Source organism: Nocardia gipuzkoensis, from assembly GCF_021183645.1.
In the GTDB taxonomy this organism is placed as follows: Bacteria; Actinomycetota; Actinomycetes; order Mycobacteriales; family Mycobacteriaceae; genus Nocardia; species Nocardia abscessus.
Genome location: NZ_CP089225.1, coordinates 1,954,270 through 1,968,583, shown reverse-complemented (window position 1 = coordinate 1,968,583; position 14,314 = coordinate 1,954,270). Strand labels below are relative to the sequence as shown.

Sequence of the window (14,314 nt, the reverse complement as noted above, 5' to 3'; positions counted from 1 at the left end):
GCGTTCGCGCGTCGGTCAGGAGAAGACGACCGTCCGGCGGCCGTGCACCAGGACGCGGCCCTCCAAGTGCCAGCGCAGCCCGCGCGCCAGGACCACCCGCTCGATGTCGCGGCCCTGGCGGACCATGTCGCGTACTTCGTCGGCGTGATCGATGCGGATCACGTCCTGCTCGATGATCGGGCCCGCGTCCAGTTCCGCGGTCACGTAGTGGCAGGTGGCCCCGATCAGTTTCACGCCGCGGGCGAACGCCTGGTGATACGGGCGAGCGCCGACGAACGAGGGCAAGAAGCTGTGGTGGATGTTGATCGCCTTGCCCGCCCAGTGCTCGCACAGTTCGGCGGGCAGCACCTGCATGAACCGCGCCAGCACCACCGCGTCGGGGTCGTGCGCGTCCACCAGGGCGCGGACCTCCTCGAAGGCGGGACCGCGCTCGGCCGGGTCCTTCGGGAACGGCACGTGATGGAACTTCACCCCGTGCGCCTCCGTCATCGCCGCCAGATCCGGGTGGTTGCCGATCACCGCCTCGATGGTGGCGGGCAGCTCACCGCTGGCGGCGCGTCCGAGCAGGTCGTGCAGGCAGTGACCGTCCTTGCTGACCAGCAGGACCGCGCGGCGGCGCGCCCCGGAGTCCAGCAGCTGCCATTCGGTCGCCGGACCGAGGCCGGCCGCCACCGCGGCGAACCGGTCGCGCAGTTCCGCGAGCCCGAACGGCACCGTGCCCGCCTTGATCGCCTGGCGAGTGAAGAACCAGCCGGTATCCGGGTCCGAGTGATACCCCGCCTCCACGATCGAGCCGCCGAACTCGGCGATGAACGAGGTGATCCCGGCGATGATGCCGGGACGGTCCGGGCAGCCGAGAGTCAGCACGTAGCGGCGATCGTCCTGAACGGGTGGAGCGGAACTCATGAGTTCATCCTCCCAGGTGCGCCCCACGACGTTCGCCGCACCTTCGCTCAGCGATCGGCAGGTGCCTCGGCATGTCCGGACTCGGCTTACCGTCCTTATTTGAAGGCAATGAAGGCAATGGCGCCATTGCGAGGCGCTGCGTGTCCGTGCGGCACAGCACGGACGCAGCACCGAGGCGGAGGTTCGGGCGATCCTCATCGAAGCCGTCAACCCTGCGGCGCAGGTCGCGCTCGGGACGTTCCTGGCGGAGATCGGTCGCGAGGTCGAACTCACCGACGACGAGTTCGACGCGCTGACCGCCCGTGACCGACGCCCGGTTGTCCCCTGGGAGTTCGAGTGATCGTTCTGGACACGAACGTCCTTTCCGAACCGCTGCGCAAGGCGCCGGATCCCCGCGTTGTCGCCTGGATCGATGCTCAGCCCTTGCACAGCCTCTATTTGTCGGCCATCACCGTGGCCGAACTACGGTTCGGTATTGCCGCGATGCCCGGGGGCAGACGGCGAGACGTCCTGCGCGACAGGCTCGAAGCTCGGATATTGCCGCTGTTCACGGGGCGAGTGCTCGCCTTCGACCAGACCGCATCGGCCGCGTACGCCGAGCTGATGGCGAGCGCCCGCGCCGCGGGGGCGGCCATCGGCACCGCCGGCGGCTATATCGCCGCGACCGCGGGCGCCGCGAACATGGCCGTGGCCACTCGCGATACCGCGCCGTTCCGAGCTGCCGGAGTGCGCGTGATCGACCCGTGGGCTCAGGATCCACCCCCCGCGCAGTGGGAGGGCTGAATCGAACTCCAGCAGGTCGCGGGACATCAGTGGCGCGGGGTGGGTTGTGCGGCGCACGATCCGTGCCCAGCGGCGGCGGTCAGAGGTGGTAGAACGGCTCCGCGTAGTGGAATTCGCCGGTGATCTGGGAGTCGTAGGCCGACAGGGACCGGACCTGGAAGTGGCTGATCCAGGCGGGATCGTCCGGTGTGATGCCCAGGCGGGCGGCGGGGACGAAACCGAAGCGCGGGTAGAACTCCAGGCTGCCGAGCAGGCCGATCAGCGGTTCGTCGAGCGCGTCGGCGGCGCCGAGGGCCGCGTGCATGAGCGCCGAGCCCACCCCGTCGCCCTGATGGTCGGCGAGGACGCCGATCGGGCCGAGCGCCAGCACGGGGAACGGGCCGACCGTGGCTCGGGTCAGGCACAGGTGACCGACCACGCTGTCGTGCTCGATCGCCACCAGCGACAGCGTCGGTATCCAGCCCTCGTCACTGCGCAATTGCGCGATGAGACCCACCTCCGGCGGATCCGCACTGCCCCGGTCACCGGACACGCCGGCGCCATCGGGGTGGTCGGCACGGGCATAGTGTGGTGCGAATGCGCTGCGATGCACCGCCGCAATCGCAGCGGTGTCGTCGGCGCGTTCGCGACGGATCAGCACTGTCGTCTCCTCCCGAACGAAGTAGGCCCATCCGCACACGTCGGTCGGTCGGTCGACCGTGGCGTCACGTTCTCCGATGCGCCATCAGCTACGAGTGTGCGGGAAGTGCAGCCAGGCGCGCAACGGAATTCGCGTCCGGTGTGCCAGACTCTCACCCCATGGCAAGTTCCACGTCGCTGACCAGGGCCGAAGTGGCCGCCATGATCGATCACACCCTGCTCGCACCGGAGGCGTCCCGCGCCGACGTCGACACGCTGATCGAAGACGCGCGCGCGATGGGTGTGCTCGCGATCTGTGTGTCGCCGTCCATGCTGCCGGTGCGCGCGCCCGGGCTCGTGGTCGCGACGGTCGCCGGATTCCCGTCGGGGAAACACCATTCGCTGGTGAAGGGCGCCGAGGCGCGGCTGGCGGTGGACCAGGGCGCCACCGAGGTGGACATGGTCATCGACGTCGGAGCGGCGCGCGCGGGCGATTACACGGCGGTGCTCGCCGACATCGTCACGGTGCGCGAAGCGATCGGCGACCGGGCGCTGCTGAAAGTGATCATCGAATCCGCCGCGCTGCCGGACGACGCGATCGTGCAGGTGTGCCGGGTCGCCGAACGCGCGGGAGCCGATTTCGTCAAGACCTCCACGGGATTTCATCCCGCGGGCGGAGCGAGCGCGCACGCGGTGCGGCTGATGGCCGAGACGGTCGGTACCCGGCTCGGGGTCAAGGCCAGCGGTGGCATCCGGAGCGCCGAGACAGCGGCGGAGATGATCGCCGCGGGCGCGACCCGGCTCGGGCTTTCGAAATCCCGCGAGGTGCTCGACGGCTTCCCGTCCTGACCGGCAGCCGGAACCCGTTGACGGGCCTCCGGTTCGCCCCGGAGCGCCTGCGCGAGGTTCGAAGACGTTGCGCCGGTGCGCGTTCAGCAGCGTGCGTCGGAGCTGTTGCTCGCGGGCTCGAGCTGGGTACGTCCACCCGCCAGCTGCACCGCGACGCCGGAGTCGGTGACCTCGAGTTTCGTCGCCGTCATGCCGAGCGGGTAGCTCTGCAGGCTCTCGGTGAAGATGTCGACGATGCTCTGCACCAGGTCGGAGGGCAGGCCGATGCCGAGCAGCTCGGCCGACATCGTCTCCACCTGCACCGCCCCGTTCACGATCTGCGGCTTCAGCTGGAGTTCGGCGAGGCCGCCGAGCACCGACAGGGTGAGCATGCCCGAGCTCGCCGAGGAGCTCACGCTGCTGACCATCCCGCCGAGGGTCTCCTTGATGCCTTCGTTGCTCCACGTGACGTCGGCGGAGGAACTGTTGATCACGGTGCCGTTCGAGTCGGCGACGTCGACGTCATGGAAGACGGCGTGCACCACCATGCCGACGGCGGGGCCGAACTTGGTGTCGTTGCTGTTCACCTTCACCGAGGGCACCTTGCCGTCGATCCAGGTGATCAGCATCGGCTTGGGACCGAAGCTCACGTCGATCTTCGACCCCATCTCTTTCTCGAACTGCGAGCTGATGCAGCTCGACACCGTGTGCCTGGCGTATGCCTCGCCGCCGACCAGGACCGTGGCGAGCAGAATCGCTACCACGGTCAGGGCGATCAGCAGGGGCCGCCGGTTGATCGTCGAGGTGGAGGTTGCGTTCGTACTCATGGCGAAAATTCTTCCCGACCTTTCTGAGCCGTCTCTGTGGAGGCGGTGAGGGGTTCGAATGTGACATGAGGCACAAAAACCGAGCGTAGCCTGATGCCCATGGCTGGCGATGTGGCAAGCCGCGCGATCGGATCCGCGGAACAAGGATGGCGCGTGCTGCGCCGCTGGGCCGGTCGGCACGCCGGTTTCTTCACAACTCGGCAGGTGCTGCGCACGGGGTGCGGGGCGCGAGTTCGGGCTGCCCTCGGCGACGGTTCGGTGACCAGGGCCGGGGTCGGCATGCTGCGGTTCGCCGGGTGGCCGGAAGGTCCGCTCGACGAATACGCGATGTGGGCGGCCTGGTTCGACGGCGCGTCGGTGGTCTCCCACCACAGCGCGGCGGAGCTGCACGGGCTCGGTAGCCTGTGCCCGCGCTTCCTGCACCTGTCGGTGCGTTCGGGACGGCCACCGGTGACGCCGCGGCTGGTCATCGTGCGCCGCGCGCTGGCAGGCGCCGAGGTGGAGTCGGCGGGCCCCTTCCTGGTGACGACACCGGTGCGTACGGTGCTCGACCTGGCCGAGGGCGACATCGGGCAGGCCGCTTTGAACGAGGTGGTCGCCGACGCGGTCGCCATCCACCGGTGTGCGGGCGCGGAGATCACCGCCGCGGGGGCGCGCTTGTCGCCGCGTGCGGCGAAACGGGTGTACCGCGCGCTTGCCGTAGCGTGACGAAACGTCCCCGGGTTCAGCTCGTACCGAGCGGCGCGACGGCAGGCCACGGCACCGAGAGCACGTTGTCGCGCAGCCGTCGACGATAGTGGCGGATCGGGAAACCTTCCGCGCGCAGCGCCTGTGCCGCAGCGCGCCAGCGGACGCGCGGACCGAAAGGCGCCATCGGCGCGGCGTGGGCCCAGGCGCGATCCGCGGCGGCGAGCAGTGCGTGGATCGGTTCACCGGGAACGTTGCGGTGGATCAGCGCCTTCGGCAAGCGTTCGGCGAGATCGGAGGGGCGCTCGACGGTGAACGGATCCCAGGCCAGCGTGAGCGAGCGCGGTCCGTTCCGGTCGAGCAGCACCCACGCGCAGCGTCTGCCCAATTCGTCACAGGTGCCGTCGACCAGCAGGCCGTCCGGCGCCAGTCCGGCCAGAACGGTCGACCACGCCTCCGGGACCGCTGATTCGGGATACTGCCGCAGCACGTTGAAGGCACGCACCAATACCGGCCGCAGCCCGGCCAGTTCGAATCCGCCGCGTGCGAAGGTGACGCCGTCGCGGCCGGGCACCACGCGCTGCGGGTCGATCTCGAGTCCGACCACCCGCACGTCCGCGCGAACCGTGCGCAGCCGCGCGGCCAGCTCGAACGTGGTCCACGGGCTCGCGCCGTATCCGAGGTCCACCACCAGCGGATCGGGTGCGCCGCCCAGCCGGTCGGCGACGAATTCGTCGTTGATCAGCCAGCGGTCGCTGCGGCGGAGTCGGTTGACGGCGGTGGTGCCACGGGTGATGGTGCCGACCGGTTTGGTCAGCGAGTGGGGTGCTGTTCTTCCAGCCACTTGACCGTGAACTCGGCCTCGCCGCGGAACAGGTCGACCAGGTTCACCAGCATCAGCTGTTCCAGGCGCGGTCCGACCATGGGGATGAACACCTTCGCCTCCGAGGAGAAGCGCATGGTGCAGCCGGTCTCGGTGGGGAACAGGCGGATGGTGCCGCCGAGGCTGCCCGGCCCGGCGGGAATGGACGCCGAGTACTTCCCGGTGATCTCGTCCGGGACGAACTGGCTGTAAGTCTCCTTGCGGGTGATCACCATGTCCTTGCGCATGACCGTCTGGGCGATCTCCGGCAGCATGTCGCGGGGCAGGATGTGGTGCAGTTCGACGTCGATGCCGCCGTCGCCCGCCTCCAGCCGGACCACCTGGTTGCCGGGGGAGTACTTCCGCATCTCTTCCATCCGCGCATCCCAGTAGTCGCGGTTCGACAGCGCCGCGTACAGCTCTTTTGTGGTGTGCAGCGGATAGCGGGCGGAGTAGTCCAATCGACGTGCCATGGGCTCACACGTTACTGGGTGCGGTGGCGCCGACCTCGGCGGGCGGGTGGAGTGCGGACGGGACACGAACGCGCGGACCGCACGGTGTGACGTCGCACAGTGCGGTCCGCGCGGCCCGGATCAGTGCGACGCGAGCCAGTTGACGGTGAATTCCGCCTCGTTCTTCAGCAACTCGGTGAGGTGCTCGGCGATCGCCTTTTCGATCTTGCTGCCGAACAGCGGGATCTTCACCTCGATGGTGCCGTCGGTGGTGGCGACGGTGCCGGAGCCGTCGGCGCTCAGCGTGATGGTCCCGCGCACCTCGGCGGGCGCGCCGTCGACGCGGGCTTCGAAGGTGGCGTGATCCCCGGTCCAGTCCTCGACGCGCGGGATGGTCAGATCACCGGGGCGCACCGCGGTGATCGCGGGCGGCAGCTTCTCGGCGGCGATGGCCTGCACCATCTCGACACGCACCTGGTCGCCGCTGACGGTGACCGACTCGAGCCGGGCGCCCGGTCCGCCGACCTCCGCGATCCGGTCCTTCCAGAACTGCTCGTCGGCGAATGCCGCGCGTACCGCGGCGGGCGGATGGGAGTAGCGGGCCGTGTACGCCAGCGGTGTAGCCATGGCTCCACACGCTACCGTGCGCCGCAGGAATTGCACGAGCGGCTATCAGCCGTTCTCGTGTAGTGCACTGCACGCTACCGTGTGGCGTGCGAACTTCACGAGTGGTGCCGTCGGACCTCCTCGCCGGCACCGGCGCGCGGCTGCGCGCCGACGTGCGGCTGGCGGAGCTGACCACGCTGCGGGTGGGCGGCCCCGCCCTGCTCGCCGAGTGCGCGACCACCGAAGCGCTGGTCGCGACAGTGCGCGCGCTGGACGCGGCGGGGGTCCCGGTGCTGCTGCTCGCGGGCGGCTCCAATCTGCTCGTCGGCGACGACGGCTTCGATGGCGTGGTAGTCCGGGTAGCCACCACCGGTGTCGCGATCGGCGACGGCGGTGTGGTCGCGGAAGCGGGCGCGAACTGGGACGACGTGGTGGGTGCGACGGTCGCCGCCGGACTCGGCGGACTGGAGTGCCTGTCCGGCATTCCCGGCTCCGCGGGCGCGACGCCGGTGCAGAACGTGGGCGCCTACGGCGCCGAGGTGGCGAACCTGCTGCGCCGGGTGCGCCTGCTGGACCGGGCCAGTGGGGAGATCCGCTGGGTGGAGCCCGGCGAACTCGGATTCGGTTACCGCACCAGCGTGCTCAAGCATCGCGACGACGCCGTCGTGCTCGCGGTCGACTTCGCGCTGCGCGCCGACGGTTCCAGCGTGCCGCTGCGGTACGGCGAACTCGCCTCGGCGGTGGGCGCGGCGAACGGCGAGTCCCGGCCTGCCGCGCAGGTCAGGGACGCGGTGCTGCGGTTGCGGGCGGGCAAGGGCATGGTGCTCGATCCCACCGACCACGACACCTGGAGCGCGGGCTCGTTCTTCACCAACCCGGTGGTCGCGCCGGAGCGGGTGGCGCAGGTGCGCGCCGCGATCGCCGCACACGTAGGCGAGGCCACGGTGCCGACCTACCCGGCGCCGGACGGGGTGAAGTTCTCCGCGGGCTGGCTCATCGAGCGGGCGGGTTTCGCCAAGGGATTCCCCGGCCCCGAGGCGCCCGCCCGGCTGTCGACGAAACACACACTGGCGCTGACCAATCGCGGCCACGCCACCGCGGACGACTTGGTGGCGCTGGCCAGGACGGTGCGCGACGGCGTGGCCGAGCGTTTCGGGATCACGCTGGAGCCGGAACCGGTCACCGTCGGTGTCACGCTCTGACGCGCTGAGGTCGACACCACACGCCGCGGCGACGGATCGGAACGCGCGCCGCGCGTAGATTCGACGAAGTGAACCACCGCCCGATGATCCACCGATCGGTTGCCGTGGTGTCGGCTGTCCTCCTGGTGGTCGCCGCCCTGGCGGCCGGCTGCACGATCGACCGCGACGCGGACCGGTCGGGCTCCGACGCCGGTCCGATCGCCGAAGTGACGCTGACCCCGGCCGACGACGCCGAGAACGTCAACCCGACCGCGCCGGTCTCCGTAACGATCAGCGACGGCACGATCGATCAGGTCGCACTCACCAACGCCGCGGGCAAGCAGGTCCGTGGCGAACTCGCGCCGGACAAACGCGGCTACACCATCACCGAGCCGCTCGGCTACGACGCCACCTACACCTGGTCGGGCACCGCGGTCGGCACCGACGGCAAGCCGATACCGATCGACGGCTCGTTCCACACGCTCGCGCCCAAGCGCACCGTGCCCGCGACCCTGAACATCGGCGACAACCAGGAGGTCGGCATCGCGGCGCCGGTCATCCTGCAGTTCAAGTCCGCCGTCACGAACAAGGCGGCGGTGGAGAAGGCGCTCACCATCACCACCGACCCGCCGACCGAAGGCGCGTGGGCCTGGTTCCCGGACGACAACGGCTCGCGGCTGCACTGGCGCCCGAAGAACTACTGGACCCCGGGCACGAGCGTGCACGTGTCTGCCCGGCTCTACGGACTCGATCTGGGCGGCGGCAACTACGGCGACTCCGATCTGACCACGGATTTCCGCATCGGGCGCAGTCAGATCGTCAAGGCGAACGCCCCGAGCCATCGCATGCAGGTGGTCCGCGACGGGCGGACGGTGTTCGATTTCGCGGTCAGCTACGGCGAGGGCAACGAGCCGCGCAACGTCACCCGGTCCGGCCTCCACGTGGTCACCGAGAAGTACGAGGACTTCATGATGTCGAATCCGCCCTACTACACCAACGTCCGCGAACGCTGGGCGGTACGCATCTCCAACAACGGCGAATTCATCCACGCCAACCCGGAATCACTGTCGGCGCAAGGCGCGGCGAACGTCACCAACGGGTGCATCAACCTGTCTCCCGGCGACGCCCAGGCGTACTTCCCCACGGCCCTGTACGGCGATCCGGTCGAGGTGACCGGAACCTCGATCCCGCTCTCGGCCGCCGACGGCGACCTCTACGACTGGACCATCGACTGGAACACCTGGAAAACCATGTCGGCGTTGCGGGGTGCGCCCTCGGCCGTGGTCTCCGCCACGCCGCTGCCTCCGCAGCCGGCGGGCGCGCGCTGAGCGGTTCTAGCGGACCTTCGCGTCCTCTTTCGCGGCTTGCTCGACCTCGCGGTCGGCCGAGCGTTGGGCGCGGACCGCCTCGTGCCGCTCGGCGAGCAGGTCGCGGATCTCGGTCAGCAGCTCGATGTCGGTGGGCTCGGCGGCCTTGGGGGTGCCGAAGCGGTTCTTGATCGTCTTCATCGGCAGCATCAGCACGAAGTACAGCACCGCGGCGACCATCACGAAATCGACGACCGCCGTGATGATCGGGCCGACGGCGATGAAGGTGGCGGGTTTGGACGAGATCAGCTGCACGCCGAGGCCCAGTTCGTGGGTGCTGCCGAAGACCGCGAGCAGCGGATTCACCACGCCTTTCGTCACCGCGGTCACCACGGCGGTGAACGCGGTGCCCATGACGACGGCGACCGCGAGATCGATGACGTTCCCGCGCATCAGGAACTCTTTGAAGCCCTTGAACATGAGCCGAACCACTCCCATCCGATGTCTTCCGCGTACGGCTTCTCGGATGCTAACGGTTCGAATCGAATAGCGAGCTCGCGGCAAATCACGGCGGGACCGTGAAAGCCGATTGATTCGATTCGGCTATGAAATGGTCAGCCGCGGCGCGCGAATCGGCCCGCGTCCGCCTGATCCCTCGGCTTGATGACGATCTGGTCCAGGTTGACGTGCGCGGGCCGCGACGCGACGAAGCCGATGACCTCCGCGATGTCCTGGGCGACCAGCGGGTCGATGCCCTCGTACACCTTCGCCGCCCGGTCGGCGTCGCCGCCGAAACGAACCAGCGAGAACTCGGTTTCCACTGCGCCGGGGGCGATCTCGGTCAACCGCACCGGCTGCCCGAGCAGCTCCCCGCGCAGCGTGCGGTGCAACACGGCCTGCGCGTGCTTGGCCGAGGTGTAGCCGGAACCGTTGTCGTAGGCGGTGAACGCGGCCACCGACGTGACGGTGACGATCAACCCGTCGCCGGAGGCGATCAGCTTGGGCAGCAGGGCTTTGGTGACGCGCAGCGTGCCGAGCACGTTGGTCTCCCACATCCAGCGCCAATCGTCCAGGTCGGCCTCGGCGACCGGGGCCAGGCCCTTGGCGCCGCCCGCGTTGTTGACCAGCACGTCGGCCCGCTCGACCGCCTCGGTGAACGTGCGCACCGACTCGTCCGCGGTGACGTCGAGTTCCAGTGCGGTGCCGCCGATCTCGTCGGCGAGGCGGCGCAGGCGATCCAGCCTGCGGGCGCCGACATAGACGTGGAAGCCCTGCTTCGCCAGCTCGCGGGCGGTGGCCTCGCCGATCCCCGAGCTGGCTCCGGTGACGACGGCGGTGCGAGTGCTCATGCCGGTAGATCTTAGGTGCGCGAGGTTTGCCGGGTCCGGCGCGGGCGCCGGCAGCACCGTTAGCCTGAGTGGCATGGCTATTCGGGACGTGGTGAGCGCGGACGGAACGACCATCGTCTACCGGGTGAGCGGTCCGGCGCAGGCCCGCCCGCTGGTGCTGCTGCACGGTTGGTCGGCGAACCTGCGCTGCTGGGGCCCGGCCGCCGACGACCTCGCCGCGCGTTTCCGGGTGATCGCCGTCGACCTGCGCGGCCACGGCTACTCCGACGCGCCCGCGACGGGCTACGACGATCCGAAGAACTGGGCGGCCGACGTGGCGGCCGTGCTCGCCGCCGAGGGCCTCGACTCCGGCGTGGTGCTGCTCGGCTGGTCCTACGGCGGGATCGTCCTCTCGGACTATCTGACCGCGTACGGCACGGACGCCGTCGCGGGTGTCGTCTACACCGGTTCGATGGCGAACATCGGCCCCGGCGTGCCGGGCGCGGCGACCGGCAGCATGATGCGGGAGGCGATACCGGGCGTCTTCGAGGAGAGCGCGGGGCGGGCTTTGCGCGCTTTCGGTGCGTTCGGCAATGCCAACACCGGACCGGGCGCGGACAAGGGCCCGGACGCGCAGCGCCTGTTCGGGGCCAGTCTCGCCACCCCGCCCGCGGTGCGCAAAGCACTGTTCTACCGCACCGTCGACAACACCGGGACACTGCGCGCGCTGGACGTTCCGGTGCTCGTCCTGCACGGGACCGCCGATCAGGTCGTGCCGATCGAGAACGGGCGCTTCATCGCCGACACCGTCCCGAACGCCCGTGCGTCGTTCTGGGAAGACGCCCAGCACGGCCTGTTCATCGAGGACCGTTCCCGGTTCGTCGCCGAGGTGAGCGCGTTCGCCGAGAGCTTGTGATCGGTGTCATGTCCGGCCTGTGATAGCTCTCACTTGCCGCGGATAGCGCGTCTGGGCCGGGGAACGCAACGTGCACTATGGACAGTGTGAGTCAGCGCCTGGACCTACGGCCGAACCGTATCGCCGTGTTATCGGTGCACACCTCACCACTCGCTCAGCCGGGGACCGGCGACGCGGGCGGCATGAACGTCTATGTCCTGCAAACGGCCGTCGAGCTGGCCCGGCGCGGCACCGAGGTGGAGATCTTCACCCGGGCCACCGCGTCCAATCTCCCGCCCGTGCAGGAGGCGGCGCCCGGCGTGCTGGTGCGCAACGTGGTGGCAGGCCCGTTCGAAGGGCTGGACAAACACGATCTGCCCACTCAGCTGTGCCCCTTCACCGCGGAGGTGTTGCGCCAGGAGGCTCGGCATCTGCCCGGCTACTACGATCTGGTCCACTCGCACTACTGGCTGTCCGGGCAGGTCGGCTGGCTGGCCAGGGACCGGTGGCGGGTGCCGCTGGTGCACACCGCGCACACGCTGGCCGCGGTGAAGAACGCGGCGCTGGCCGAGGGCGACTGCCCCGAACCGGCGACCCGCGAGATCGGCGAGAAGCAGGTGATCGCCGAATCCGATCGGCTCGTCGCCAATACCGCCGAGGAAGCCCGCCAGCTGGTCGAGCTCTACGGGGCCGACCCGGAGCGCATCGATGTCGTACCGCCCGGCGCGGACCTGACCCGCTACCGCCCCGGTGACAAGGCCGCCGCCCGCGCGGCGCTCGGCCTGGCCGCCGACGAGCAGATCGTGGCGTTCGTCGGCCGGATCCAGCCGCTGAAGGCGCCCGATGTGCTGGTGCGTGCCGCGGCGGAGGTGTTGCGCGCCGAGCCGGAGCGCCCGCTGCGCGTGCTGATCGTGGGTGGGCCCTCCGGCAGCGGCTTGGACCGGCCCGACGCGCTGATCGAGCTGGCCGCCGAATTGGGCATCGCCGCGCGGGTCAGCTTCCTGCCCCCGCAGCCGCCGCAGCGGCTGGTGCTGGTCTATCGCGCCGCCGACCTGGTGGCGGTGCCCAGCTACAACGAGTCCTTCGGCTTGGTCGCGATCGAGGCGCAGGCCAGCGGCACTCCCGTGCTGGCCGCCGATGTGGGTGGTCTCGGCACGGCCGTGCGGCACGACGTAACCGGCCTGCTGGTCCCGGGACACCGCACCTCCGACTGGGCGAACGCGCTGCGGCACCTGCTGGACGCCCCCGATCGGCTGCAGCGGATGGGCGAGCGGGCCCTCGCGCACGCCGCCAATTTCTCCTGGGCGCACACGGCGGACGGGTTGCTCGCCAGCTACGCGGCGGCCCTGGCCGGTTTCCGCGACGAGCGCTCCGCGCTCGGCGGCCGCGGCCTGGCGCACAGCGTCGTGCGTGACGACGCCTACGACCCGGCGGCCGCCGACCGCACTAGCCTGGCCGGAGAACGGACGGCGGCCCTGCTCGCCGAGAGCAGCCAGGCCAGATCGCGGGCGCTGTGGCGGCGCCGGATGGGAGTACGCCGGTGAACGAGGTGCAGGCGACCGCGCAGCTGATCGATGAAACGCTGCGCGACCGGGAGATCGAGTACACCCGGCCGGGCGAGGAGACCTTCGTCGTCGTCCTGCCCGGCGAACGCAAGCTCGAGACCACCGTGATGCTCACGGTGGGCAACCACGGGATTCGGGTCGAAGCGTTCGTCTGCCGTAAGCCGGACGAGAACTTCGAAGGCGTCTACAAGTTCCTGCTGCGCCGCAATCGCAGGCTCTACGCCGTCGCCTACACCCTCGACCGGGTCGGTGACATCTACCTGGTCGGCCGGATGTCCGCGCACGCCGTCACCCCGGACGAGCTGGACCGGGTGTTCGGGCAGATCCTCGAAGCGGTGGACGCCGACTTCAACGTGCTGCTGGAACTCGGCTTCGCCGAATCCATTCGGCGGGAATGGAAGTGGCGCGTCTCGCGCGGCGAGTCGCTGCAGAATCTGCGCGCGTTCGAGCATCTGGTCGATTCCGCCGACAAGCCCTAGCCGGTCGCCGGCTCCGGGTGACAATCGTGGGTGGCTCGGACCGGCGAAGGAGACACGGCGTTGGCGATTCTCGCTCTGGACATCGGCGCGACGAAGTTCGCGGCCGGGGTGGTGCACCCCGGTCCCGAGGTGCGCGACGTACGCCAGGTGGACGTGCCCGACACGAGCGTGTGGGAAGTCTGCCGCGGACTGCTGCTCGAGGTAGCTGGGCCGGAACCGGTGAGCGCGGTGGGGATCGGCGCGGCCGGGCCGGTGGACGTGCGAACCGGCGTCACCGGTCCATTGAACATTCCCGAATGGAAATCGGGATTCCCGGTCGTCGCCGCCGTGCGCGAGCTCTTTCCGGCTGCCGCGATTCGCTTCGCCATCGACGGCGCCTGCCTCGCACTGGCCGAACACCGCCTCGGCGCTTTGCGCGGGGTGCCCGACGCGCTGGCGATGACCGTGTCGTCGGGGATCGGCGGCGGGATCGTGGCGGGCGGCGCGGTGCTGCTCGGGCGCACCGGCAATGCCGGGCACGTCGGGCACATCGTCGTGCCGGGCTGGGACACCCCCTGCGGCTGCGGCGGCCGCGGCTGCGTCGAGGCGGTTGCCAGTGGCATGTCGTCGGTGCGCTGGGCGCGAGAGCAGGGCTGGTCCGGCGGCACGGGTGTGCGGCTGGCCGCGGACGCGCACGCGGGCGACGAGATCGCGCTCGCCGCGCTGCACCGGGCGGGTACCGCTCTCGGCGCGGCGATCGCCTCGGCCGCCGCCCTGCTGGACGTCGACCGGGTGGTGATCGGCGGCGGATTCGCGCGATCCGGTGCCCCGCTGTGGGATCCGCTGCGCGCCGCGGTGGCCGAGCACGCCGGGCTGAAGTTCCTGCGCGGACTGCGTGTGGAACTCTCCGCGATCACCCACGGCGCGACGCTGGCGGGCGCGGGTGTGCTCGCCGCCGAGCACTCCGCGGGCGAACCGGTCTGACTTCGCGCTTTCCCCGCACCGGCCGTG

The 14,314-nt window shown here is 70.1% G+C and carries 18 protein-coding genes; 10 read left to right on the top strand and 8 right to left on the bottom strand.

The genetic code is table 11. From position 1 onward, the window contains the following. Positions 1-15: 15 nt before the first annotated feature. A complete protein-coding gene (purU, locus tag LTT66_RS08985) occupies positions 16-906 on the bottom strand; it encodes a formyltetrahydrofolate deformylase (RefSeq protein WP_043699089.1) in 891 nt (296 codons plus the stop codon). Between the two features lie 136 nt (positions 907-1,042). On the opposite strand from purU, the gene LTT66_RS37365 reads away from it, so the two are divergent. Continuing rightward, positions 1,043-1,246 carry a FitA-like ribbon-helix-helix domain-containing protein gene (locus tag LTT66_RS37365; protein WP_408638831.1) on the top strand — a complete coding sequence of 68 codons (204 nt, stop codon included), beginning with the start codon at positions 1,043-1,045 and terminating at the stop codon, positions 1,244-1,246. Next, on the top strand, positions 1,243-1,689 hold the full coding sequence (locus LTT66_RS08980; RefSeq protein ID WP_233065828.1) for a PIN domain-containing protein: 447 nt from the start codon (positions 1,243-1,245) through the stop codon (positions 1,687-1,689). Before LTT66_RS37365 ends, LTT66_RS08980 begins: the two co-directional genes overlap by 4 nt. Positions 1,690-1,768: 79 nt before the next feature. Here the strand turns inward: LTT66_RS08980 and LTT66_RS08975 are convergent, their stop codons facing one another. Then, positions 1,769-2,329, bottom strand: a complete 561-nt coding sequence (locus LTT66_RS08975; protein ID WP_233065825.1) for a GNAT family N-acetyltransferase — start codon at positions 2,327-2,329, stop codon at positions 1,769-1,771. 158 nt (positions 2,330-2,487) lie between these two features. Between LTT66_RS08975 and deoC the strand changes: the two genes are divergently transcribed. Beyond that, positions 2,488-3,156: a deoxyribose-phosphate aldolase gene (gene deoC, locus LTT66_RS08970; RefSeq protein WP_233065822.1), complete on the top strand. Its 669-nt coding sequence runs from the start codon at positions 2,488-2,490 to the stop codon at positions 3,154-3,156. Positions 3,157-3,239: 83 nt separating this feature from the next. Here the strand turns inward: deoC and LTT66_RS08965 are convergent, their stop codons facing one another. Continuing rightward, positions 3,240-3,962 carry an LmeA family phospholipid-binding protein gene (locus LTT66_RS08965; RefSeq protein WP_233065820.1) on the bottom strand — a complete coding sequence of 241 codons (723 nt, stop codon included), beginning with the start codon at positions 3,960-3,962 and terminating at the stop codon, positions 3,240-3,242. A 99-nt stretch (positions 3,963-4,061) separates the two neighbouring features. Between LTT66_RS08965 and LTT66_RS08960 the strand changes: the two genes are divergently transcribed. Continuing rightward, positions 4,062-4,670: a hypothetical protein gene (locus LTT66_RS08960; RefSeq protein ID WP_233065817.1), complete on the top strand. Its 609-nt coding sequence runs from the start codon at positions 4,062-4,064 to the stop codon at positions 4,668-4,670. A 16-nt stretch (positions 4,671-4,686) separates the two neighbouring features. Here the strand turns inward: LTT66_RS08960 and LTT66_RS08955 are convergent, their stop codons facing one another. From LTT66_RS08955 to LTT66_RS08945, 3 genes are all read right to left on the bottom strand, one after another. Beyond that, complete coding sequence (locus LTT66_RS08955; RefSeq protein ID WP_233065815.1) at positions 4,687-5,493, bottom strand: class I SAM-dependent methyltransferase; 807 nt, start codon at positions 5,491-5,493, stop codon at positions 4,687-4,689. Then, a complete protein-coding gene (locus LTT66_RS08950) occupies positions 5,463-5,984 on the bottom strand; it encodes a DUF2505 domain-containing protein (protein WP_233065813.1) in 522 nt (173 codons plus the stop codon). The genes LTT66_RS08955 and LTT66_RS08950 overlap by 31 nt, the downstream gene beginning before the upstream one ends. A 120-nt stretch (positions 5,985-6,104) precedes the next feature. Beyond that, positions 6,105-6,590, bottom strand: coding sequence for a DUF2505 domain-containing protein (locus tag LTT66_RS08945; RefSeq protein ID WP_233065811.1), 486 nt, complete (start codon positions 6,588-6,590; stop codon positions 6,105-6,107). Between the two features lie 101 nt (positions 6,591-6,691). Between LTT66_RS08945 and LTT66_RS08940 the strand changes: the two genes are divergently transcribed. Continuing rightward, positions 6,692-7,771 carry a UDP-N-acetylmuramate dehydrogenase gene (locus LTT66_RS08940; protein ID WP_408638830.1) on the top strand — a complete coding sequence of 360 codons (1,080 nt, stop codon included), beginning with the start codon at positions 6,692-6,694 and terminating at the stop codon, positions 7,769-7,771. An 83-nt stretch (positions 7,772-7,854) separates the two neighbouring features. Further along, positions 7,855-9,078, top strand: a complete 1,224-nt coding sequence (locus tag LTT66_RS08935) for a L,D-transpeptidase (protein ID WP_233069081.1) — start codon at positions 7,855-7,857, stop codon at positions 9,076-9,078. Positions 9,079-9,084: 6 nt separating this feature from the next. On the opposite strand, the gene mscL is transcribed toward LTT66_RS08935, so the two are convergent. Then, a complete protein-coding gene (gene mscL / locus LTT66_RS08930) occupies positions 9,085-9,537 on the bottom strand; it encodes a large conductance mechanosensitive channel protein MscL (protein WP_233069080.1) in 453 nt (150 codons plus the stop codon). Between the two features lie 134 nt (positions 9,538-9,671). Further along, entirely contained in the window at positions 9,672-10,406 is a 735-nt protein-coding gene (locus LTT66_RS08925; RefSeq protein WP_233065809.1) for an SDR family NAD(P)-dependent oxidoreductase, read from the bottom strand. A gap of 73 nt (positions 10,407-10,479) precedes the next feature. Between LTT66_RS08925 and LTT66_RS08920 the strand changes: the two genes are divergently transcribed. The 4 genes from LTT66_RS08920 to LTT66_RS08905 all read left to right on the top strand — a co-directional run bounded on the left by LTT66_RS08920 (position 10,480) and on the right by LTT66_RS08905 (position 14,287). Continuing rightward, entirely contained in the window at positions 10,480-11,301 is an 822-nt protein-coding gene (locus LTT66_RS08920; RefSeq protein ID WP_233065807.1) for an alpha/beta fold hydrolase, read from the top strand. Positions 11,302-11,378: 77 nt separating this feature from the next. Next, on the top strand, positions 11,379-12,824 hold the full coding sequence (mshA, locus tag LTT66_RS08915; protein WP_233065806.1) for a D-inositol-3-phosphate glycosyltransferase: 1,446 nt from the start codon (positions 11,379-11,381) through the stop codon (positions 12,822-12,824). A 5-nt stretch (positions 12,825-12,829) separates the two neighbouring features. Next, positions 12,830-13,324, top strand: coding sequence for a type III secretion system chaperone family protein (locus LTT66_RS08910; RefSeq protein WP_233069079.1), 495 nt, complete (start codon positions 12,830-12,832; stop codon positions 13,322-13,324). 60 nt (positions 13,325-13,384) lie between these two features. Next, positions 13,385-14,287, top strand: a complete 903-nt coding sequence (locus LTT66_RS08905; RefSeq protein ID WP_233065803.1) for an ROK family protein — start codon at positions 13,385-13,387, stop codon at positions 14,285-14,287. Positions 14,288-14,314 lie beyond the last annotated feature (27 nt).